Raw genomic sequence first — 22649 nt, 5'->3', positions numbered from 1 at the left:
GCGATACCCCAGACACCACAATACTCAAAGCCCCGCCGCCACCAACCCGGGCGCCACCCAGTCACTCACCTGAAACGACCGGCGAATCAGCTTTTCCCTGGACGCCAAATCCACTGCATCCTGCAATTTGCCAAGGAACACCGGATCAAGCGTTGCCGGGAAAATCGCACTGAGCTGCTGGTCTTTCAAATCATTGGTCAGGATCACCGGCGGATAACTGGCCAGCCCCGACACCAGTTCGATGTAAGCCTGCTTGTTGTTGTCATCGGTCAACCATTGCACCGCCTGCTGCTGGGCCTTGAGCAGCTTGGCCACGGCGTCGGGATGCTCATCGACAAACTGTTTGCTGCCCACCAGCACCGCCTGGATGCTGCCGGCACCGCCGAGGTCCTTGGTGGTCAGGGCGATTTCGGCCAGCCCCTTGGCTTGCAGCGCGGTCAGGTTCGAGCCGCCCCAGGTCGCGTCGATCTGCTTGGCGGCCAGCGCCGCACCGGCTGCGTTGAAATCCAGGTTGATGACTTTCAGGTCTTTCTCGTTCAAGCCCTGGCTGGCCAATGCGCTGTCGAACGACAACTGGCTGGCCGTGCCGCGAAACACCGCGACGCGCTTGCCCTTGAGGTCTTGCAGGGTCTTGATGCCCGAGCCCGGCACCACGCCGAGGTACTGCTTGATGTCTCGTGCCGTTGCACTGAGCAAGCGGGTCTGCAGGCCGTTGGAGCGGCCGATGATGGCCGCCAGGTCGCCCAGGTAGGCGAGGTCCACCTGGCCGTTGGCAAAGGCTTCGTTGATCACCGGGCCCGCGCCCTTGAAGTAATTCCACTGAATCGTGATGCCTTGGTCGGCGAAGGCCTTTTCGAAGATCTGCTGTTCGCGCAACACATCGGTGATGCCGCCACCGCTGTGTTGGGTGCCGGCGCTGAGGTCGGGCACGGCAATGCGGATTTCCTTGAGTTCGGCGGCATGCACCAGCCCCGCCAGTGCGGTGCCCGCGAACAGCGTGATCAGACGTTTGAAGGGTAGTTTCATAAGCGCAGCTCCTGGTGGGCGACGGTCGCCTGGGAGCTGAAAGTAGGCACAGGCCGATGAAAACTTTAAATACTATAAATTCACTATTTTATAGCTTTTAGCACTATGCGAGCCAAACCGCAGCCTCCAGCGACCTATGCATAAACAGCATCGAAAATATTCTTCGAATGCATTGGATGCGTGTCGAGCGCAGGCTTTAAATGACTTCTCTTATCCCACAATCATCTTGATTACGTTTTTATAAGATCGAAATCACATAACGAAAGGGAAGTCCTCAATGTCCCGGAGCGCACGGTTGAGCCCGCCTCTTACAACGCCCATCCTGCGCTGGCCGTCGTTCAGCCACTGGCTGCTGCCGCTGTCGCTGTTTGCCCTGTGGTGGCTGGCCAGCAGTCAGCAGTGGATGAGCGAACAGATCCTGCCGCCGCCTTCACTGGTCTGGCGCAGCGCGGTGGAACTGGCGGGCGGCGAGTTGTGGAGCCATTTGGCGATCAGCCTGCAACGCTTGTGCTGGGGCTTGCTGGCGGGCATCAGCGCCGGGGCCTTGCTCGGCGCCTGGCTGGGCTTCAGCGCGCGTGCCGAGCGCCTGGTATTTCCGACATTCAGCGCGCTGTCGCAGGTGCCGACCCTGGCGTGGATTCCACTGTTCATGGTGTTTTTCGGCATTGGCGAGACGCTGAAACTGGTGGTGCTGGTCAAGGCCATCGTGGTGCCGGTCACCCTGCATACCCTGGTCGGCGTGCGCGACGCCCAACCGCAGTTGCGTGAGGCTGCGCGGGTGCTGCGCCTGCCCACCCCTCTGCTGATCCGCCGGCTGATCCTGCCCGCCGCCCTGCCGGCGTTCATGGCTGGCGTGCGCCTGGCCCTGGCGGCCGGTTGGACGTCGCTGCTGGCGGTGGAATTGCTCGCCTCCAGCGAAGGCATCGGCTACCTGATGGTGTGGGCGCGCCAGTTATTCATGCTCGATATCGTCTTTGTGTGCATCGTGGTCATCGGCGTGCTGGGCGTGGCGATGGACCGTGGCATCGGCTGGCTGGATCGGCGCTGGGTGCACTGGCCGCATCCGGCCACGGCGCAGATCCGTCGCGGCCCGCGTTACCACGGCTGGCAACGCCTGCAGCCGTGGCTGCTGCCGCTGTTGTTGCTCGCGCTGTGGCAGGTGGCGACGCAACAGGGCTGGGTCGACGCGAATATCCTGGTGAGCCCCTGGACGGTGCTGCACACCACCGCCTCGGGTGTCGCGGATGGCACGCTGTCGGGGGCGCTGGGCAAAAGCCTGGGGCGCACCTTGGGCGGCTTGGTGCTGGGCGGCAGCCTGGGGTTTGCCGTGGGCTTGTGGCTGGGCTTGTCACCGCGCAGTGAACGGGTACTCGGCCCTACCCTCGCCGCGTTGCGCCAGATCGCTATCTTCGCCTGGGTGCCGCTGCTCACGGCCTGGTTTGGTCTGGGGGAGCTGGCCAAGTGGGTGTTTATCGGCCTGGCGGCGTTTTTCCCCTTGTTTGTCGCCACCCAGCGCAGCGTGTTGAACCTGTCACCGCAACTGAGCGAAGCCGCCCAAGTGCTGCGCCTGGACCTGCCCCAACGGCTGCGACGCCTGATCTTGCCCGGCGCGGCAGCGGGAATTTTCGCCGGCCTGCGCCTGAGCCTGATCTACGCCTGGCTGGGCACCATCGGCGCGGAATACTTCATGCCGTCCAACGGCGGTATCGGCAGCCTGATGATCGGCGCCCAACAGCTGCTGCGCATGGACTTGATCATGAGCGGCATGCTGCTGGTCGGCCTTACCGGCGCCACCCTCAACCTTGTCGGCCAACGCCTTGAAACTCGCGCCACCCGCTGGAGACACGCATGAACGCACCGATTGTCAGCTTCAACCATGTGGGCAAGTCTTTCGATGTGGAGGGCTTCGAATTGGAGGCCATCCGTGAGTTCAACCTGCAGATTGCCGAGGGCGAATTCGTTGCGATTGTCGGCTCCAGCGGTTGCGGAAAATCCACGCTGCTGCGCTTGCTGGTGGGGCTGGATACGCAGTTTCGCGGCGAGATTCAGGTGGACGGTAAGCCGGTGAACGGCATCGGTGGCGAACGCGGCATTGTGTTCCAGGAACACCGCTTGTTTCCGTGGCTGACGGTGGCGCAGAACATTGGCCTTGGTCTGGTCAACGAGCCCTTGAGCGAGGCCGAGCGCAGCCGGCGCATCAGCGACTTTATCGAACTGGTGGGCCTGACTGACTTCACCCGCGCCTATCCTCACCAGTTGTCCGGCGGCATGGCGCAACGGGTGGCGATCGCTCGCGGCTTGGTTGCCAGCCCACGAATTCTGCTGCTGGACGAGCCGTTCGGCGCACTGGACGCGCTGACCCGCCAGCAGATGCAGGACGAACTGCTGGCGATCCGCGCCCGCGCCAGTATCACCACGGTGCTGGTGACGCACGACGTGGAGGAAGCGATTTTCCTGGCCGACCGGGTGGTGGTGATGGAGCCCCGACCGGGACGGATCAAGCAGGTGGTCGAGATTGCCCTGCCCCATCCACGCCAGCGCAGCAGCTTTGAATTCCACCAGTTGCGCGAAGAGCTGCTGCATGAATTGACCAGCGACGATCACTACCAGCCGCCGGCGCGCGAACAGATCCGCGACCTGCCGTTGGCATTCATCGCTTGCTGAACGACAGTTCGCTGCGCGGCTGCTCCTGGCGCTCAAGCCGATTGGCCCGCGCAAAGGTGCCCAAATCATTGAAGCGCACCCCCATCTCGGCCATGACCTTGTGCGCCACCTTGGCGCTCATCTGGCGGATATAGAACGGCTCCTTCACCACAAAATGGTGGATGCCGTGGGTGCTGCCGAAATTGAAACAGAACGCCTGCAACGGCCACATCCACCAGGGGTTGAGCACCTGGGTCTGCTGGATCACATTGCCCAGCTCCACATCGCCGTAGTAATGCATGTTGGAGCTGACAAAGTGCAGGCAGAAGGTGCGCAGCACGTTTGGGCCGATGATCACCACGGCGGCGATGTCGATCACCTGCATCATCTGCAGCGTCCCGGCTGACCACTCGATGGGCGCGCCCATCAGGCTGGCGATGCCATTGGCGGCATGAAAACCCAGGAACACGTACCACGCGCCCCAATGCAGTAGCGCCAGCGGTGCGTACACCAGCACCACGCGCTTGAGGATGCTGAACCGGTGCCGCCAGGTCTTGGCGCGCAGCAGACGGATGAATGCCGACATCATGTTGTCGCCGACCATCAGCAAGCGCGCGATGCCCCAGGGCTCGCCGTTGGTGATCGCGCGCTCTTCCATATCGGCCTCGGTGCCGGAAACCTTGTGATGATTGAGGTGCAGGTGCCGGCGAATCCATGGGTTGATGGTGCTCGGTCGCGCCAGCCAGACCAGGCCCATCATCAGGTTGTGCGGCACGCGCTGCTTGCGAAAGTACATGCTGTGGATCAGGTCATGTTCCAGCTCATGGGTGAGTGAGGCGAAGAAGGCATTGAGCAGCAGGCACACCCACCAGGCCATCTGGCCGCTGATATAGAGCTCCGCCGAACCCAGCATGCCGACCAGCGCAAACGCCAGGATGCCCGCGCCCAGGGCGTCCTGATGCAGCAGCCAGGGGTGGCGCTGGCGCAATCGCACCCCCTCGGCCAGCACCACCTCACGGATATGCGCCGAACGCTGTTGGGCGTTCATCTGCAGGGGACTTGCACAAGTACCGTCCATGCTTCCATTCTCTAGTGGAGTGATGCCTGCATCCTGCACCCTACCCTGGCGCAGGGCGCTAGCTCCGCACGCCAACCTGTTGACCGCAAGCGCCAATCGCCATGACCGAACCCACCTCCCTCGCCAGTTGGACCCGCGCCCTGCGCAAGCAACTCGACGCCCTGGGCCTCGACAGCGCCGCGCTCTGCCGCGAGGCCGGGCTCGACCCGCTGTTGATGGACGACCCGAATGCGCGCTACCCGTTGTCGGCCACCACGCGCCTGTGGGAACTGGCGGTGCAGGCCAGTGGCGATCCGGCGATTGGCTTGCGGGTGTCGAGGTTTGTCAGCCCCACCACCTTTCATGCGTTGGGGTATGCGCTAGTGGCCAGCGGCAGCCTGCGCGAAGTGTTCGAGCGTATCGTGCGCTATCACCAGGTGGTCAGTGATGCCCTGAGCCTGGAGCTGAGCCGTCACGGTGACGGCTACCGTTTCCGCCTGCTGCGGCACGAAGGCAGCCCGGCGCCGGCGCTGGAAGCTATCGATGCGTTTGCGGCGATCTATGTGCGCACCTGCCGCAATCGCCTCGGGCGTGACTACGCACCGCTGGCGGTATACCTGCGGCGCCCGGAACCGGCCGACCCAGCGCCCTGGCACACGGTGTTTCGCTCACCGGTGTTCTTCGGCGCCGAGGAAGACCGCCTGGAGTTCGCCGCCCGCGACTTCGACAGCCACCTGGACGACGCCAACCCAGAGTTGGCCGAACACAATGAAACCGTGCTCAAGCGCACCCTGGCCCAACTGCAACCGCTGACCTGGGAACGCAAGGTGCGCGCCGCCATCGAGGCGCAACTGCCAGACGGCGAACCCAGCGCGGAGCGGATCGCCCAGGCGCTGCATTTGAGCCTGCGCAGCCTGCAGCGGCACCTGGCGGATGAAGGCTGCCGGTTTGATGCGCTGCTCAATGAGTGTCGGCAGAACCTGGCGCTGTTGCACCTGCGCGATCCGCAGTGTTCATTGGCCGAGATCAGCCATTTGTTGGGGTTTGCCGATACCAGCAGCTTCAATCGGGCGTTCAAGCGCTGGACGGGGATGACGCCGGGGCAGTTCAGGGATGGGTTGCGGTAGCGGGATGTGTGGTGGCTTTGAGGGCCTCATCGGGGGCAAGCCCCCTCCCACATTTGAACTGTATTCACAAATCAACTGTGGGAGGGGGCTTGCCCCCGATAGCGGTGGTGGAGGCCATCACCGCCCTCGGTCACGCCGCAACACCCTCCTCACCCGCACCACCAATGCCTTGGCATCAAACGGCTTGAGCAAGTAATCGTCTTCATGCAACTCCAACCCACGCAAACGATCTTCGATGCCATCGGGCGTGGTCAGAAACAGCACGGGCGTTTCGCCGCGCTGGCGAATCGCCTGCTGCAACTTCCAGGCATTCAGCCCCGGCAGCATCACATCCAGAATCACCAGGTCGTACACGGTGCTTTCCACAAACCGTTGCGCGGCCATGCCGTTGGCCGCGACTTCCACGGTAAAACCGGCCTCGCTCAAGGCCTGGGCCATCCGTTGCGCCAATTGCGGCTGGTCTTCCACTAACAACACGTGCATGCCTTACCTCTGGGTTTGATTACAAACCTGTCATCAAATTGTGCGGCTTTTGTCCACCTCCACTGGCTACCGTGACGGCCTGCCTTCTGGAGCGTTCACCATGTATCGCACTGCTTTATGCCTGAGCCTCGCCGTGGCGACTGCCGCCCAGGCGACGCCACAACTGCCACGCCATGCCACGCTTGATTTACACACCGCACGCCAATTGGCCGATGCCAGCCTGGCTCACTGCACCGCCGCGCTGACCGTGCTCGACCGTGGCGGCAACCTGCTGCTGAGCCTGCGCGCCGACGGCGTCGGCCCGCACAACAGCCTCGCCAGCCAGCGCAAGGCGTACACGGCGTTGTCGACCAAAACCCCAACCCGGCTGTTCGCCGAGCGTGCGCGCAACAACCCCGAGGCCGCCAACCTTAACAGCTTGCCCGAGTTGCTGTTGCTTGGCGGTGGCGTGCCGCTGTTTGCCGAGGCCGAACTGGTCGGCGCGCTGGGCATCGCCGGTGCCGGCGGCGCGCCGCAGGATGAAGCCTGCGCCGTACAGGCGGCCGAGCAACTGGGCTTGAAAATCACCCCTTGATTCCACTCCTGCCAACAAGGACTTCTCGATGAAAACCCTAAGCATGACCCTCGCCGCCCTCAGCCTGAGCGGCCTGTGCAATCTGGCCCTGGCCGACGGCAACCCGCTGAGCGTGCATGTGCTCAACCTGGAAAATGGCCTGCCGAGCGCCGGCGTCAACGTCACCCTGGAAGAACACGTGGGCGACCAATGGCAGGCGCTGTCCCAAGGCGTGACCAACCAGCAAGGGCGCATCGCCGAACTGTTCCCGGCTGATCGCAAAATGAAGCCGGGCGAGTACCGCGTGGTGTTCAAGACCGGCGACTATTACAAGAAAGCCAACCGCGAAACCTTCTTCCCCGAAGTGCCGGTGATTTTCCAGGTCAAGCAGGCTGACCAGCACTACCACATCCCGCTGTTGCTCAGCCCTTATGGCTTCTCCACCTATCGCGGTTCATAGGCGCGCCTGCTCGACTTCACCCTGGCCTTGCGCGATCATCATCAGCAGCCGCTGGCAGCCGACTGACAGGGCATGATCAAACATCCTACAAGAGGAATAACAATGAAAAGCCTCGTCGACCACCTCAGTCAATACGCCGCCTACCACCGCGACCCGCGCAATATCACCAGTCATTTCATCGGCATTCCGTTGATCGTGGTGGCGGTCGCCGTGCTGCTGTCACGCCCCGAATGGCCGGTGGGCGGGCTGTGGCTATCGCCGGCGGTGTTGCTGGCGCTGTTTTCGGCGTGGTTCTACCTGCGCCTGGAGCTGGCGCTGGGTGGGTTGATGACGGTGCTGATGGGTTTGTCGGTGTGGGCCGGGCACGTACTGGCGGCGCAGAGCACGACGGTGTGGCTGGGCAGCGGCGTGGGCCTGTTTGTGGTGGGCTGGGTGATCCAGTTTGTCGGGCATTACTACGAAGGCCGCAAGCCAGCGTTTGTGGACGACGTGTCGGGGCTGATCGTGGGGCCGTTGTTTGTGGTGGCGGAGTTGGCGTTTCTGGTGGGCTTGCGGCAGGACCTGAAACAACAGATTGAAGCGCGCTCGGGGCCGGTGGCGCGCCGCGACCTTAAGCCAAGCGAGGTCTGAATGTGGGAGGGGGCTTGCTCCCGATGGCGGTGTGTCAGCTGATTCATAGGCCAGCTGACACTCCGCTATCGGGAGCAAGCCCCCTCCCACATTTGGTCCTAGTTTCAGATTTGGTTTTGCGGTGAGCTTAGGCTTTTTGCCAGACCTTGGGTTTGAAGAACAGGGTCTCGCCACGGGCCAGGCCGGTGAGGCTGTCGTGGTCTTTGACCACTTCGGCTTCGATCAGCTCGGGTTGGCCTTCGACTTTCAACGTCACCCGCGTGGTCGCGCCCAGCGGCCGAATATCGCGCACCTCAGCCGCATGGTGATCCTCCAGCTCATGCCGCGACAGCGACACCTCATGGGGGCGGAACAGCAGGTGTTTATCCTCGCCCAGGTGCAGGCGGTTCGAGTCACCCAGGAAGTGGTACACAAAATCGCTGGCCGGGTTTTCGTACACCTCGCCCGGTGAGCCGATCTGCTCGATCACGCCCTTGTTCATCACCACGATACGGTCGGCAACTTCCATGGCCTCTTCCTGGTCATGGGTCACGAACACCGAGGTCAAGTTGATATCCTCGTGCAAGCGCGCCAGCCAGCGGCGCAGCTCCTTGCGCACCTTGGCATCGAGGGCGCCGAAGGGTTCGTCCAGCAGCAGCACTTTAGGCTCTACCGCCAGGGCGCGGGCCAGGGCGATACGTTGGCGCTGGCCGCCGGAGAGTTGTTCCGGATAGCGATCCGACAGCCAATCGAGCTGCACCATGTTCAGCAGGTCGTGAACCTTGGTCGCGATCTGGCTTTCGCTCGGGCGCTGGTTTTTCGGCTTCATGCGCAGGCCGAACGCGACGTTGTCGAACACAGTCATGTGGCGGAACAACGCATAGTGCTGGAACACAAAGCCCACGTTGCGATCACGCACATCGTGGCCCGAGACGTCCTCGCCGTGGAACACGATGCTGCCATCATCCGGGGTTTCCAGGCCGGCGATGATACGCAGCAAGGTGGTCTTGCCGCAGCCGGACGGGCCCAGCAAGGCCACCAGCTCGCCACTCTGGATATCCAGGTTGATGCTGTCCAGGGCCTTGAAGGCATTGAAGTTCTTGCTGACATTACGGACTTCGATCGACATGACTTATTCCTCACCGGCGCTGTTGCGCAGGCGGTTGATTCGGTTCTCGCTCCACTGCTTGAGCAGCAGGATGAAGAGCGCCAGGATCAGCAACAGGCTGGCCACCGCGAAGGCGGCGACGTGGTTGTATTCGTTGTAGAGAATCTCGACGTGCAGCGGCAGCGTGTTGGTTACGCCACGAATATGGCCGGACACCACCGACACCGCGCCGAACTCACCCATGGCCCGCGCGGTACACAGCACCACGCCGTAGATCAGGCCCCACTTGATGTTCGGCACGGTGACATGCCAGAACATCTGCCAGCCGTTGGCACCGAGCAGGCGCGCGGCTTCTTCTTCCTGGGTGCCCTGCTCCTGCATCAACGGGATCAGCTCGCGGGCCACGAACGGCACGGTGACGAAGATGGTCGCCAGCACGATGCCGGGCAAGGCGAACACGATCTGGATGTCATGGTCCTGCAACCACGGTCCGAAGAAGCCCTGGGCGCCGAACATCAGCACGTACACCAGGCCTGCGATCACGGGCGAGACCGAGAACGGCAGGTCGATCAGCGTTACCAATATGCTTTTGCCACGGAAAGAATACTTGCTCACGCACCACGCGGCGCTGACACCAAACACCAGGTTGAGCGGCACCGAAATCACCACGGCGATCACCGTGAGCTTCAGCGCCGACAGCGCGTCCGGTTCGAGGATCGCAGTGAAGAACGCGCCGAGGCCATTCTTCAAGCCCTGGGACACCACGATCAACAGCGGCAGCAGCAAAAACAGCGCGAACACCAGCCAGCCGAGGCCGATCAGGATGCGTCGCGAGGTGGCGCTGCCGCGCCGGGCGGCGTTGGCCGAGGACGCGGCGGAAATAGACGATTGGGACATGTTCCGCGCCTCCTTATGGACGTTCGATGCGCCGCTGCAACAAGTTGATCAGCAGCAGCAAGACAAAGGAAACCACCAGCATCAGCACACCGATCGAGGTGGCGCCGCGGTAGTCGTACTGGTCAAGCTTGACCATGATCAGCAGCGGCAGAATCTCGGTTTTCATCGGCATGTTGCCGGCGATGAAAATCACCGAACCGTACTCGCCGACGCCACGGGCGAAGGCCAACGCAAAACCGGTCAGCCAGGCCGGCAACAGCGCCGGTACGAGGATGTGACGGAACACTTGCAGCGGCTTGGCGCCCAGGCAGGCGGCGGCTTCTTCGACTTCCCGGGGGATATCGGCGAGTACCGGCTGCACGGTGCGCACCACGAAGGGCAAGGTGACGAAGGTCAGCGCCAGGGTGATGCCCAGCGGGGTGTAGGCGATCTTGAAGCCCAGGTCGGCGGCGAACTGGCCAACCAGGCCGTTAGGCGCATACAGCGCGGTCAACGCGATACCGGCCACAGCGGTAGGCAGGGCGAACGGCAGGTCGATCATCGCATCGATGATCTTGCGCCCGGGGAAGGTGTAGCGCACCAGCACCCAGGCCAGCAGGGTGCCGATCACGCCGTTGATCAGCGCGGCGTACAACGCAGTGCTGAAGCTCAGTTTCAACGCCGCCAGCACGCGGGGTGCGGAGATGATGTTCCAGAACTGATCCCAGGTGAGTTGGGCGGCGTGTACAAACATCGCCGCCAGCGGGATGAGCACGATCAGGCTGAGGTACACGACGGTGTAGCCCAGCGTCAGCCCGAAGCCGGGTATGACGGGGGAGATACGACGCGACATAAGAGTCCTTGGTTAGCGGAACGGATATGCAAAACCCGCAAATGAATGCGGGCTCTCCTGACCCCTGTAGGAGCGAGCTTGCTCGCGAAGATCGTCAACGATAACGCGGGCGGTCTGTTTGCACGCGGTGCCTTGAAGTTTTTCGCGAGCAAGCTCGCTCCTACAGGGATCGGTGTTGTTACTGCGCCGTGTAGATCTGGTCGAACACGCCACCGTCGTTGAAGAATTTCGGTTGGGCAGTTTTCCAGCCGCCGAAGTCTTTGTCGATAGTCACCAGGTCCAGTTTCGGGAACTGTTGGGCGTATTTGGCGGCGACTTTCTCATCGCGTGGGCGGTAGAAGTTCTTCGCCGCAATCTCCTGGCCAGCCGGGCTGTACAGGTGCTTGAGGTATTCGGTGGCGATCTCGGTATTGCCCTTTTTCTCGGCGTTCTTGTCGACCACGGCCACTGGCGGCTCGGCGAGGATCGACAGCGACGGCACGACGATGTCGAACTTGTCGGCGCCGCCGTCTTCTTTCAGCGCCAGGAACGCCTCGTTTTCCCAGGCCAGCAGCACGTCGCCCTGGCCGTTGTTGACGAAAGTGATGGTGGAACCGCGTGCGCCGGTGTCGAGGATCGGCACATGCTTGAACAGCTCCTTGACGTATTCCTGAGCCTTGGCTTCGCTGCCGCCGGTCTTCAGGCCGTAGGCCCAGGCCGCGAGGAAGTTCCAGCGCGCACCGCCGGAGGTTTTCGGGTTGGGCGTGATCACCGAAACGTCTTTCTTGACCAGGTCGCCCCAGTCCTTGATGCCCTTGGGGTTGCCCTTGCGTACCAGGAACACGATGGTCGAGGTGTACGGGGTGCTGGCATCCGGCAGGCGGGTCTGCCAGTTTTCCGGCAGGGTCTTGCCCAGCTTGGCGATTTCGTCGATGTCGCCCGCCAGGGCCAGGGTCACCACGTCGGCGCGCAGGCCGTCGATCACCGCGCGGCCCTGCTTGCCCGAACCACCGTGGGATTGCTGGATCTTCACGTTGTCGCCAGGGTGGGACTGTTTCCAGAAGCTGGTGAACTCAGCGTTGTAGTCCTGGTACAGCTCACGGGTCGGGTCGTACGAGACGTTGAGCAACTCGTAGTCCTTGGCAACGGCGGAACCGGCAAACACGGCACTGGCCAATGCGGCCAGGGCGTAACGGCGAATCGACGACATAGAAGCTCCTGAAATTCTTATGTTGGCGCAACCCTGTAGGAGCGAGCTTGCTCGCGAAAAACCCAGGAGCACCGCGTTAAACCTGATGCGCTGCGTTATCGTTGGCGTTTTTCGCGAGCAAGCTCGCTCCTACTGGTGGCTTATTCTTAGGCGGGTTTGTTACCCGGGTTCTGCAGACGGAATTTTTCCTTGCGTTCGATCTGTACCACTTGAGCGTTGTGTACGGTGATTTCCACCGCGCCAAACCGCAGATCGCGCAAGGCGCTCTGGATCTCACGCAAAATGGCTGCTTCGTCCTGGCCGTCGACGCTACGTAGAGATGCGCTCATGGTCTCGCTCCTGAAATGAATAGTGCCTGGCAGTGGCGGCACTGCTTGCGGCGTGAGGGCGATAGTAGATAAGCGCGGATATTCTTAAAAATACTATTTAAGAATGTTTATATAACCAAAAAGAATTTTCTGACAGGGCGTGGGGTTGCGCGCAGGTTTTGCGTTCAACCACTGAAATTAAGGCCTGATGCAATGCAAATGTGGGAGGGGGCTTGCTCCCGATGGCGGTGGGTCAGACAAGATTTTTTAACCTGATAGACCGCTATCGGGAGCAAGCCCCCTCCCACAGTTGAATGCATTTCAAATGTGGATGGGGGGTGTCCGGGTCCAATCTATCTCCTGGGCCGGCATCGGCTTGCCAAACCAATACCCCTGGCCCATGTCGCACTCCTGGTCCAACAGGAAGCGCGCCTGCTCCACTTGCTCGATGCCTTCGGCATGCACCTGCATGCCCATGCTTTTGGCCAGGGCGATGACCACGCGCACGATGGCGGCGTCGTCTTCATCCCAGGGCAAGCCGGCGACGAAGCCTTGGTCGATCTTGAGCTTCTGCACTGGCAGGTGCTTGAGGCGCAACAGCGAGGAATAGCCGGTGCCGAAGTCGTCGATGGCCAGGCGCAAACCCAGCTCGCGCAGGCGGTGCAGTTGTTCAAGGGCGACTTCCGGGTCGTCCATCACCGCGCTTTCGGTGACTTCCAGCTCCAGGAAGGCCGGGTCCAGGCCGGTGTCGTGGAGCACCTGGCCCACCTGTTCATAGAGTTCCCGCCGGGCAAACAGACGGCTGGAGACGTTGATCGCGATAAACCCCAACGGCGCGCCGTCCGCCAACCATTGGCACATCTGGCGGCAGGCCTGGTTCATCACCCAGGCATCGATGTCGGCAATCAACCCGGTGCGCTCGGCGATGGGGATAAATTCAGCCGGCGGCACCAGGCCGCGCTCCGGGTGCTGCCAGCGCACCAGCGCTTCCACGCCAATCAAACGGCTGTCCTGCAGGTCGTGCACGGGCTGGTAATAGACGCGCAGTTCCTGCTGGTCGAGGGCGCGGCGCAATTCGCTGGCGACTTCCACACGACTCTGCGCGTGAGCCGTCAGTTCCTCGGTGTACAAGGCGTAGCTTTCACGGCCCGCGTTCTTGGCCTTGAACAAGGCCGAGTCAGCGTTGCGCAACAATTGCTCGGCGCTCAGCGCATCGCTGGGGAACAGGCTGATACCGATGCTGGCGCTGATAAACAGCTGGTTGCCGTCAAAAATGAACGGTTCCTTCATGGCCTCGAGCATGCGCTGGGCCATGGCCGCAGCCTGCATCACCTGGGGACAACTTTCCGCCAGCACGGCGAACTCGTCGCCCCCCAGGCGCGCCAGGGTCACCCCAGGCCCGAACAGCCCCTTGAGACGGTCGGCCACCAGCTTGAGCAGTTGATCGCCAACGTTGTGGCCGAGGCTGTCATTGATGATCTTGAAGTGATCAAGGTCCATCAACAGCAACGCACACCCGCGCTTGTGCACGCGTGCCGAGGCCAGCGCCTGCTCGGCGCGGTCGGTGAACAGCAGGCGGTTGGGCAGGCCGGTCAGCGGGTCGTGGTGGGCCAGGTGCGCCAGCTCGTGTTCAGAGTCCTTGATGGCGCTGATATCCGAGAACACCGCGACGTAGTGGCTGATGTGGCCCTGGTCATCACGGATGACGCGGATGGTTTGCCACTGGGGGTAAATTTCTCCGCTTTTGCGTCGATTCCAGATTTCGCCGCTCCATTCGCCGCTGCGCTCGAGGGCCTGGAACATCTGTTGATAAAAATTCGACGAATGGCGCCCGGACTTGAACAGGCTGGGTGGCCGGCCCATGACGTCTTCGCGGCGGTATCCGGTGATCTCGATGAACGCCCGATTGACGTGCACGATCAGGCCCTGAGCGTCGGTGACCAGCACGCCTTCGCGGGTGCAATCAAACACCGCAGCGGCCTGTTGCAGGCGCTCACGGTTTTCTTTCAGGGGTTGTTGCAACGCGTGGGCACGAGCAAACCGCCCGCCCATCAGGTAAATAGCCAGCGCGCTCAGGCCTACCCAGACATAGCCGCGCAGTTGCAGCCAATGCGCCAAGGCCCGTGGATCATCGATAAAGCTGATTAATAGTTGGTGGCTAAGCTGGAGCCATAGAATGGAAATCAGCAGGTATACCAGCCCCGCACGTAGGGCTCCTCGGTATGAAAACAACATATGCTCAGTAATCCTTACCAAAAAAACACAATCGCCCTACGAAGGCTGAGGATTATAGAATAAGAAACATCCAGTCACTTCTATCTGAAAGGGCGGCTGGTTTTCTCTGTAGGCTTAGTGATAATGCGTGAGCTGTTCTTTACTTTATCTGAGGGCCATACAGCCTATGTGGTACAACGGTTTTCTTGACCTGTCAGCCTGGCAACTGGTGGCAGTCACGTTGTTGATGACCCATGTGACCATTATCGGGGTCACCGTCTATCTGCACCGTTATTCGGCCCATCGCTCGCTCGAGCTCAATGCTGGCCTGAAACACTTCTTCCGCTTCTGGCTGTGGTTGACCACGGCGCAGAACACCCGCGAGTGGACCGCCATCCACCGCAAACACCACGCCAAATGCGAAACCGTCGATGACCCGCACAGCCCGGTGATCAAGGGCCTGTCCACCGTGCTGCGCAAAGGTGCCGAGCTGTACCGCGCCGAGGCGGAAAACCCCGAGACCCTGCGCATCTACGGCAAGAACTGCCCGGACGACTGGATCGAACGCAACCTCTACACGCGCTACCCGCTGCTGGGCGTGGCGATCATGGGTGTCCTCGACGTGCTGTTGTTCGGCACCATCGGCATCACCATCTGGGCGATCCAGATGATGTGGATTCCGTTCTGGGCCGCCGGCGTCATCAACGGCCTGGGCCACGCCGTGGGCTATCGCAACTTCGAATGCCGCGACGCGGCGACCAACCTGGTGCCGTGGGGCATCATCGTCGGTGGCGAAGAGCTGCACAACAACCATCACACCTACCCCAATTCGGCCAAGTTGTCGGTGAAGAAGTGGGAATTCGACCTGGGCTGGGCCTGGATCAAGGTGTTCAGCTTCCTGCGCCTGGCCAAGGTGCAGCGCGTCGCGCCGATCGCCCACCGTGTCGAAGGCAAGGGCCATCTGGACATGGACACCGCGATGGCGATCCTCAACAACCGCTTCCAGATCATGGCCCAATACCGCAAATTGGTGATCGGCCCGCTGGTCAAGCAGGAGCTCGAGAAAGTCGATCATTCGGTGCGCCACCAGTTTCACCGCGCCAAGCGCCTGCTGTCGCGGGAAACCAGCCTGCTGAGCGATCGCCACCACGTGCGCATCCAGAGCATGCTGGAACACAGCCATGCGCTGAGCGTGATCTACGAGAAGCGCCTGGCGCTGCAGCAAATCTGGCTCAAAACCAGTTCCAACGGCCACGACATGCTGGCTGCGATCAAGGAATGGGTGCACGAAGCCGAGGCCAGCGGCATTCAATCTCTGCGCGATTTCGCTCACCAATTGAAGACCTATTCACTGCGTCCCGCAGCGGTCTGACGGTACCGCGGGAGGGCTCTCCCTCCCGCACACTGGCTTTTTGGCGCCATTTTCCGGGCACCGCCAATCCACCACGATCACGGAACTTCACTGCAATTCCCCTCTCTCAAAGAACACTTCGCCATCATGGTGACCCCTTGTAGTGACCGCTGTTCCATCCTGCGGCGCGCCCAGAGAGAGTTGTTCCGATGGTTCACGAAAAGCCCTGCCCGACTGACCTGTCCACCGCCCAGCCACCGCGTCCGGCGGCGGCGTCGACCCTGCTGGCGCTGATGCATGCCCAGGGTGAGGTCGAGCGGCTAAGTGAGCGTGAGCAGCTGCTCAGCTCGCTGCTGGTGAGTGTGAATGCGGTGCTGTGGGCCATCGATTGGGAAACGCGTCGCGTGCTCTACGTCAGCCCGGCCTACGAACGGATATTCGGCCGCAGCGCCGGTTTGCTGTTGGCCGATCACCGGGAATGGCGCAACAGCATCCACCCCGAAGACCTCGACTACGCCGAACACAGCCTGGCCCGCGTGCTGGAACAGGGCGCCGTGGAAGACCGCGAATACCGCATCGTCACGCTCGACGGGCAGATCCGCTGGCTCAGCGACAAATGCTATATCAATCAGCAGGCCGAGCCGGGCAAGCCGATGATCGTCGTGGGCATGGCCGAGGACATCACCGAAAAGAAGCAGTTGGAGCTGGAACTGCATCGCCTGGCCACCACCGATGTGCTGACCCAGAGCAGCAATCGCCGGCACTTCTTCGAACTCGCCAACCAAGCCTTTGACAACGCCTGTATGCAGGGCACGCCGCTGGCGTTCCTGTTGCTGGACATCGACGACTTCAAAGACATCAACGACAGTTATGGCCACCTCGAAGGTGACCAGGTGCTGCGGCGCATCGCCGAAAGTGGCCGAGGCGTGTTGCGCCGTGGCGACCTGTTCGGCCGCATCGGCGGCGAAGAATTCGCCGCCGTACTGCCCGGCTGCGCCCCGGACATGGCCCTACAGGTAGCCGAGCGGCTGGGCAAGGAAATCCAGGCGCTGAGCTTCAGCGTTGAAGGCCACGCGTTTACAGTGACCGTCAGCCAGGGCCTGACCAGCCTGCGCGAAGACGACTCGACCCTGGACAGCCTGTTCGGCCGCGCCGATGCGGCGATGTATGAGGCAAAACGTCAGGGTAAAAATCGGGTGATCGCGGGTTAGTGCTGATCAAATATGACTGATCGCTCCCACGCTCCGCGTGGGAATGCCTCCTGGGACGCTCCGCGTCCCGCCACACAGTGACGCAGAGCGTCACGGGCGGCGTTACCACGCGGGAGCGTGGGAACGATCTTCACCTGAAGGTGATTCATCAGGCACAAAAAACCCCGCCGAGGCGGGGTTCTTCTATCGAGAAAAGCGCTGGGCTTAGAGCTCAGAGAAGCACTCTTCAATAATTGCCAAGCCTTTGTCCAGCTGCTCGTCCGGCGAGGTCAGTGGCACCAGTACGCGCAAGACGTTGCCGTAGGTACCGCAGGACAGCAGGATCAGGCCCTTGTCACGCGCCTTGGCCACCACGGATGCAACGGCAGCGGCGTTCGGTTTGTGGCTATCGCCATCTTCGAACAACTCCACGGCAATCATCGCGCCCAGTGCACGCACTTCGCCGATTACCGGGTATTTGGCCTGGATGGCCTTGAGGCCGGTTACCAGGCGTTCGCCGACGGCCTTGCAGCGGTCCAGCAGGTGCTCTTCTTCGAACACTTCCATTACCGCCAGCGCGGCCGCGCAGGCGATCGGGCTACCGGCGTAGGTACCGCCCAGGCCGCCTGGGGCGATGGCGTCCATGTATTCGGCTTTGCCGCACACACCGGCCAGCGGGAAACCACCGGCGATGGATTTGGCGAAGGTGGTCAGGTCGGCGGCGACGCCCATCTGCTCCATGGCGAAGAAGGTGCCGGTGCGGCCGGCACCGGTTTGCACTTCGTCGGCGATCAGCAGGATGCCGTGCTTGTCGCACAGTTCGCGCAGGCGCTTCATGAAGGTTTTCGGCGCGACGTAGAAACCGCCTTCGCCCTGCACCGGCTCAATGATGATCGCAGCGATATCACGCGGCTCGGCATCGTTCTTGAAAATACGCTCGATGCTGGCGATGGCGTCGTCGTCGCTCACGCCGTGCAGTTCATTGGGGAACAGCGCACGGAACACGCCGCCCGGCATCAAGCCCATGCCGGCCGAGTACGGCACGACCTTACCGGTCAGACCCAAGGTCATCATGGTGCGGCCGTGGTACGCGCCGGTGAAGGCGATCACACCGGCACGGCCGGTGGCGGCGCGGGCGATTTTCACGGCGTTCTCGACCGCTTCGGAACCGGTGGTGACCAGCAGGGTTTTCTTGGCGAAATCACCCGGCACCTTGGCATTGATTGTTTCGCACAGCTCCACGTAAGGCTCGTAGGCCAGAACCTGGAAGCAGGTGTGCGTCAGCTTGTTCAGCTGTTCGGTCACCGCCGCAATGATTTTCGGGTGCACGTGACCGGTGTTCAGCACGGCGATACCGCCGGCGAAGTCGATGAACTCGCGACCTTCAACGTCGGTCACGGTGGCGTTCTTCGCGGATTCGGCGAAGATCGGGTGAATCTGGCCAACACCGCGCGGTACAGCGGCTTCGCGGCGTTTCATCAGGGAAGCGTTGGTCTTGCTCATAAAGTCCTCATTCGCCGCTCATCGGGCGGCGTGGCTCAAGGATAGGTGGCGGGGAGGCAACTACGGCAGCATGCGATGATCGACTGCCACAGCTTTCCCGGCCACTACGAATAACGCTGTGAAACACGCAAAGGGACAGCGCTCTCGTGCCCTCTGCGTTTACTGCAATCCCTTACCGGTCAGATGCCCAGGCAGAGGTATTTGATTTCCAGGTAATCCTCGATCCCGTACTTGGAACCTTCACGGCCCAGGCCCGAAGCCTTGATGCCGCCGAACGGCGCCACTTCGTTGGAGATCAACCCGGTGTTGACGCCGACCATGCCGTATTCCAAGGCTTCAGCCACACGGAACACACGGCCCAGGTCGCGTGCATAGAAGTACGACGCCAGGCCGAACTCGGTGTCGTTGGCCATCGCGATCACTTCGGCTTCGTCTTTGAAGCGGAACAGCGGCGCCAGCGGGCCGAAGGTTTCTTCCTTGGCCACGGCGGCGTTTTTCGGCACGTCGGTGAGGATGGTCGGCTCGAAGAAGTTGCCTTCCATCGCCTTGCCACCGGCCAACAGTTTGGCACCTTTGCTCAGGGCGTCGGCGATGTGTTCCTGGACCTTGGCCACGGCCTTTTCGTCGATCAGCGGGCCAGTGGTGGTGCCCTCTTCCAGACCGTTGCCGATCTTGAGCTTGGCCACGGCCACTTTGAGCTTTTCGGCAAACGCGTCGTAGACCGAATCCTGGATGTACAGGCGGTTGGCGCAGACGCACGTCTGGCCGTTGTTGCGGTACTTGGAGATGATCGCGCCTTCGACGGCCTTATCCAGGTCGGCGTCGTCGAACACGATGAACGGCGCGTTGCCGCCCAGCTCCAGGGAGACTTTCTTGATGTCCTTGGCGCATTCGGCCATCAGCTGGCGACCGATTTCGGTGGAGCCGGTGAAGGACAATTTACGCACGATCGGGTTGCTGGTCAGCTCGCCGCCGATGTCGCCGGCGCTGCCGGTGACCACGCTCAGCACGCCTTTCGGGATACCGGCACGGTGCGCCAGTTCAACCAGGGCCAGGGCCGAGAACGGGGTTTGCGAGGCAGGCTTGATCACCATGGTGCAACCGGCGGCCAGGGCTGGGCCGGCTTTGCGGGTGATCATCGCCGCAGGGAAGTTCCACGGGGTAATGGCAGCGGTCACGCCGATCGGCTGCTTGATCACGATCAGGCGCTTGTCGGGCTGGTGGCCGGGAATCACGTCACCGTAGATGCGCTTGGCTTCTTCGGCGAACCACTCGATAAAGGAAGCGGCGTAGACGATTTCGCCCTTGGCTTCGGCCAGCGGCTTGCCTTGTTCGAGGGTCATCAGGCGGCCAAGGTCGTCCTGGTTTTCGATCAACAGTTCGAACCAACGGCGCAGCTTGTTGGCGCGCTCCTTGGCGGTGAGTGCACGCCAGGCCGGCAGGGCCTTGTCGGCGGCTTCGATGGCGCGGCGGGTTTCGGCGGCGCCCATCTTCGGCACGGTGCCGAGAATCTCGCCCGTGGCCGGGTTGTTGACCTTGATGGTTTGACCATTGTCCGCATCGACCCAAGCGCCATCGATGAACGCTTGCTGGCGGAACAACTGGGTGTCTTTAAGCTGCATGTCGGCTTTCCTTAACAGCACCGCGCGCACGCGGAGCGAATTAGAGTTGTTGAAAGGCGCCTGGTGGGCTGCCGTCAGGGAAATCAGCCTCGGTGCGCAAGAACCAATAAAGTGCGCACGGGAGACAGAGCGTTTGAAATCTCAAACGAATCCTAGGATCAATGGGGGTACAGGGCAATAGGATGTTCGAAAAAAAGAACAAAAACGGCATATCCGTCAGACCTTTCTGATCAGCGTAGTTGCAATTGGTTTCACCGCACTGATCGATGGCCCCCGGCCCAGAGCCTGCACGCGGCGAATTCCTACACTTAAAGGCCCAAAGACCGGCATGGACGCCCAAGGTCGACATGGGTATGATGTCGCCCGCACAAGCATCCGTAGCTCAGCTGGATAGAGTACTGCCCTCCGAAGGCAGGGGTCGTGGGTTCGAATCCCGCCGGGTGCACCATATAGCAGTCTCTGGCTGTCTCAGACAGTCTACGAAACACCCCAAGAAGCCCGCCCTGTGCGGGCTTTCTTGTTTCTGGCTATCCGGCGCCTGTAATCGCGACGACAAGGGCCACAACTGGGGCTTGTTGGTCGAATTCGATTACCCGGACGGCGCCAAAAAGCCCTGAAACATTCCGGCCCGAACCATGGCTGGCGACTTCGGAAAGGACGTACTCGGTCCACCGGTCGACATGGGCCTGCGCCTCGCGGGAACCCGATCAGGGCGCAATGCCCGCAATGATCCGCAGAGTTATCTCGGCGGCTTCGATAGCGCCCAGCGAGCACGTTTGGTGACGCGCTTGGGCTGGCACGACAATGCGTTCCTATTGCCCGAACAACAGATCGGCTCGCACGCCGAACACCTGCATTTTTATGAAGCCGGTGCGCAGTTGCCACCGATCAGCGAGGCGGGCTCTCTGGAGCAATGGCAGCAGAAAATCGGCGCGTGTTGGCAACCATGCCAACGCCATCTATCACTTTGTATTAAAGGGGGCACCTGCAGAACTAGCTATTATTGCTGAAGAGTTGCGCAGGTCCGCTAAAAACATTGTTAAGTATTCAGCTAATGGTCCTGAGAGGGCCGGCAGCAGTGCTCCTATCAGGGCTATTTTTGGCAGTCCCGCAACCTCATCGTATGCTGAAGATATTCTGATGCTCGTTTCTGAAAAGAAATTTTGTAAGGCCATCGTTGAGTCGTCACTTGGAACAGCATTGGAAATATATCTTGCAGTTAAGGATGCGGAAAAACACTCAATCAACATTGATGTTTTTTCGAAAAATATTATCAATTGCGCAATAATGAATAAAGAATCTTTTTTATATCAAGAGGCCGGAGACTATAATTCAGGATTAATAGGTCATTTTAAACCTTTAAGTCACGCAATGTTTTCGCAGCATGAGATGGTGGAGGAAATCGGTTCAATGTTCGAGTTGGACCTGTGGGGGGGCAATTCCCTTGATGCGTCTCAATGGGAAGCCTACTGTAGGATTGTGCTGATGACGTACAAGGACAAGGTTAACAGCGACTTCTGGGGTAGTTCAAGATCTCTTTGGCATGCCTTTGATAATATTGAGAGCATGGTTAGCGACTTATATAGACTTAACGGAGTTGTCGATTATTCAATAAATGATGATTCAATAAAAAAATTGCGCGTTGCAGTGAGCTTTATAAAGAGCATTATAGCCGCATTAGAAACTCTTGGTGCTCCTAAGCATTTGACACTTAAGAAAGACGGCGTAGTTGGAAATCACTACGATCAAATTGCAAATTTAATTTTCGAAATTATTCAAAGGGCTGCTGCAATCAAGGAGCCTTGGGCGCTGGCATGGTGGATACACCACAACACATTATGGGGAGAAATATTCGGCGCATTCTCTTCTAAAGGACCGGCGGCTAAGATTATTATGTTTAAGTTTAGACGCCTTGTCTATGAAGAGTTCAAAAGAATGGAAGAATTTCCAAATTTCAAAGGAGCGAAATTCGCAGGTTTTTTCCTCAATGTATTTGGATTTCTACCCAATAAAGCTACCGGCAAACATGAAGAGATAATTAAAAAAATTGTAGTTGGTTGGATAAAGAAATTCTATGTCGAACTTCATCGTAAAAATCCACAGGTAGCTACGCATTGCCTAGTAGATGGCATATTTTACGATGACTTAAGGCTGAGACTGATAAAAACATACTCATCAAATGCTTTGCGGCCAAAACCTAAAATGGTGTACCTACAGTTAGCCACATAACCTGATTGTAGAGAATACAGTATTTTAATCAGTGGGATACATTACGCACGTTGTACGTCGAGCCTTAGCGAGCAGAAATGCAGCAATAATGATTGGCACCAGTTTTAATGAAAGTGCTTAATTAGGAAGCGCTGTTGTCGTGGAGCTGCTCGCCGACCGTCGTTTGGCCGAGGGCAATACCCATCATGAAATGGCTAGGCAATGCGCACTGACGACTTACTTAAGGGCAGTAGCTGCGTTAAGGCGAA

At 60.4% G+C, this 22649-nt stretch carries 20 protein-coding genes, 1 tRNA gene and 1 pseudogene; 11 read left to right on the top strand and 11 right to left on the bottom strand.

Annotated features, from left to right (window positions below):
• Window positions 1–24 precede the first annotated feature (24 nt).
• Window positions 25–1026 carry an ABC transporter substrate-binding protein gene (locus C4J91_RS01050; RefSeq protein WP_124360753.1) on the bottom strand — a complete coding sequence of 334 codons (1002 nt, stop codon included), beginning with the start codon at window positions 1024–1026 and terminating at the stop codon, window positions 25–27.
• Between the two features lie 277 nt (window positions 1027–1303).
• Here C4J91_RS01050 and C4J91_RS01045 point away from each other — a divergent pair, with 277 nt between their 5' ends.
• Window positions 1304–2878 (top strand): ABC transporter permease, encoded by a 1575-nt coding sequence (locus tag C4J91_RS01045; RefSeq protein ID WP_124360752.1) that lies wholly within the window; start codon window positions 1304–1306, stop codon window positions 2876–2878.
• Window positions 2875–3690: an ABC transporter ATP-binding protein gene (locus C4J91_RS01040; protein ID WP_124360751.1), complete on the top strand. Its 816-nt coding sequence runs from the start codon at window positions 2875–2877 to the stop codon at window positions 3688–3690. Before C4J91_RS01045 ends, C4J91_RS01040 begins: the two co-directional genes overlap by 4 nt.
• On the opposite strand, the gene C4J91_RS01035 is transcribed toward C4J91_RS01040, so the two are convergent.
• Complete coding sequence (locus tag C4J91_RS01035) at window positions 3677–4747, bottom strand: fatty acid desaturase (RefSeq protein WP_124360750.1); 1071 nt, start codon at window positions 4745–4747, stop codon at window positions 3677–3679. The genes C4J91_RS01040 and C4J91_RS01035 overlap by 14 nt on opposite strands.
• Before the next feature lie 101 nt (window positions 4748–4848).
• Between C4J91_RS01035 and C4J91_RS01030 the strand changes: the two genes are divergently transcribed.
• Window positions 4849–5853, top strand: a complete 1005-nt coding sequence (locus C4J91_RS01030; RefSeq protein ID WP_124360749.1) for an AraC family transcriptional regulator — start codon at window positions 4849–4851, stop codon at window positions 5851–5853.
• Between the two features lie 117 nt (window positions 5854–5970).
• Here the strand turns inward: C4J91_RS01030 and C4J91_RS01025 are convergent, their stop codons facing one another.
• Window positions 5971–6336 carry a response regulator gene (locus C4J91_RS01025; protein ID WP_124360748.1) on the bottom strand — a complete coding sequence of 122 codons (366 nt, stop codon included), beginning with the start codon at window positions 6334–6336 and terminating at the stop codon, window positions 5971–5973.
• Window positions 6337–6436: 100 nt separating this feature from the next.
• On the opposite strand from C4J91_RS01025, the gene C4J91_RS01020 reads away from it, so the two are divergent.
• The 3 genes from C4J91_RS01020 to C4J91_RS01010 all read left to right on the top strand — a co-directional run bounded on the left by C4J91_RS01020 (window position 6437) and on the right by C4J91_RS01010 (window position 7979).
• Window positions 6437–6910: a heme-binding protein gene (locus C4J91_RS01020; RefSeq protein WP_124360747.1), complete on the top strand. Its 474-nt coding sequence runs from the start codon at window positions 6437–6439 to the stop codon at window positions 6908–6910.
• A gap of 28 nt (window positions 6911–6938) precedes the next feature.
• The gene (gene uraH / locus C4J91_RS01015; protein ID WP_124360746.1) at window positions 6939–7349 is read left to right on the top strand and encodes a hydroxyisourate hydrolase; all 411 of its coding nucleotides are present in this window, start codon (window positions 6939–6941) and stop codon (window positions 7347–7349) included.
• 102 nt (window positions 7350–7451) lie between these two features.
• Entirely contained in the window at window positions 7452–7979 is a 528-nt protein-coding gene (locus C4J91_RS01010; protein ID WP_124360745.1) for a DUF962 domain-containing protein, read from the top strand.
• 127 nt (window positions 7980–8106) lie between these two features.
• On the opposite strand, the gene C4J91_RS01005 is transcribed toward C4J91_RS01010, so the two are convergent.
• The 6 genes from C4J91_RS01005 to dibA all read right to left on the bottom strand — a co-directional run bounded on the left by C4J91_RS01005 (window position 8107) and on the right by dibA (window position 14527).
• On the bottom strand, window positions 8107–9087 hold the full coding sequence (locus C4J91_RS01005; protein WP_124360744.1) for a sulfate/molybdate ABC transporter ATP-binding protein: 981 nt from the start codon (window positions 9085–9087) through the stop codon (window positions 8107–8109).
• Between the two features lie 3 nt (window positions 9088–9090).
• Entirely contained in the window at window positions 9091–9963 is an 873-nt protein-coding gene (gene cysW / locus C4J91_RS01000; RefSeq protein WP_122686303.1) for a sulfate ABC transporter permease subunit CysW, read from the bottom strand.
• Window positions 9964–9976: 13 nt separating this feature from the next.
• Complete coding sequence (gene cysT, locus C4J91_RS00995) at window positions 9977–10795, bottom strand: sulfate ABC transporter permease subunit CysT (RefSeq protein WP_065949976.1); 819 nt, start codon at window positions 10793–10795, stop codon at window positions 9977–9979.
• Between the two features lie 178 nt (window positions 10796–10973).
• Window positions 10974–11984, bottom strand: a complete 1011-nt coding sequence (locus C4J91_RS00990) for a sulfate ABC transporter substrate-binding protein (RefSeq protein WP_124360743.1) — start codon at window positions 11982–11984, stop codon at window positions 10974–10976.
• 146 nt (window positions 11985–12130) lie between these two features.
• A complete protein-coding gene (oscA, locus tag C4J91_RS00985) occupies window positions 12131–12313 on the bottom strand; it encodes a sulfur starvation response protein OscA (protein ID WP_010565387.1) in 183 nt (60 codons plus the stop codon).
• 300 nt (window positions 12314–12613) lie between these two features.
• Entirely contained in the window at window positions 12614–14527 is a 1914-nt protein-coding gene (dibA, locus tag C4J91_RS00980; protein WP_124360742.1) for a phosphodiesterase DibA, read from the bottom strand.
• Window positions 14528–14693: 166 nt separating this feature from the next.
• On the opposite strand from dibA, the gene desA reads away from it, so the two are divergent.
• A complete protein-coding gene (gene desA / locus C4J91_RS00975; protein WP_124360741.1) occupies window positions 14694–15878 on the top strand; it encodes a delta-9 fatty acid desaturase DesA in 1185 nt (394 codons plus the stop codon).
• Window positions 15879–16066: 188 nt separating this feature from the next.
• Window positions 16067–17068, top strand: a complete 1002-nt coding sequence (locus C4J91_RS00970; protein ID WP_124360740.1) for a sensor domain-containing diguanylate cyclase — start codon at window positions 16067–16069, stop codon at window positions 17066–17068.
• Window positions 17069–17272: 204 nt separating this feature from the next.
• Here the strand turns inward: C4J91_RS00970 and gabT are convergent, their stop codons facing one another.
• Both gabT and gabD read right to left on the bottom strand, forming a co-directional pair.
• Window positions 17273–18550: a 4-aminobutyrate--2-oxoglutarate transaminase gene (gene gabT / locus C4J91_RS00960; protein WP_124360738.1), complete on the bottom strand. Its 1278-nt coding sequence runs from the start codon at window positions 18548–18550 to the stop codon at window positions 17273–17275.
• Window positions 18551–18729: 179 nt separating this feature from the next.
• Window positions 18730–20172 carry an NADP-dependent succinate-semialdehyde dehydrogenase gene (gabD, locus tag C4J91_RS00955; RefSeq protein ID WP_124360737.1) on the bottom strand — a complete coding sequence of 481 codons (1443 nt, stop codon included), beginning with the start codon at window positions 20170–20172 and terminating at the stop codon, window positions 18730–18732.
• 371 nt (window positions 20173–20543) lie between these two features.
• Between gabD and C4J91_RS00950 the strand changes: the two genes are divergently transcribed.
• From C4J91_RS00950 to C4J91_RS00940, 3 genes and pseudogenes are all read left to right on the top strand, one after another.
• A tRNA-Arg gene (locus C4J91_RS00950) sits at window positions 20544–20620 on the top strand.
• An 88-nt stretch (window positions 20621–20708) separates the two neighbouring features.
• Window positions 20709–21107 (top strand): annotated as a pseudogene (locus C4J91_RS00945) (DUF927 domain-containing protein); the annotation flags it as partial.
• Between the two features lie 205 nt (window positions 21108–21312).
• Window positions 21313–22401 (top strand): hypothetical protein, encoded by a 1089-nt coding sequence (locus tag C4J91_RS00940; protein ID WP_124360736.1) that lies wholly within the window; start codon window positions 21313–21315, stop codon window positions 22399–22401.
• The last annotated feature ends 248 nt before the right edge of the window (window positions 22402–22649 follow it).

Source organism: Pseudomonas sp. R3-52-08, from assembly GCF_003851745.1.
Taxonomy (GTDB): domain Bacteria; phylum Pseudomonadota; class Gammaproteobacteria; order Pseudomonadales; family Pseudomonadaceae; genus Aquipseudomonas.
Note: the sequence above shows the minus strand (reverse complement) of the source record. Positions and strands in the feature narration are given on the sequence as shown.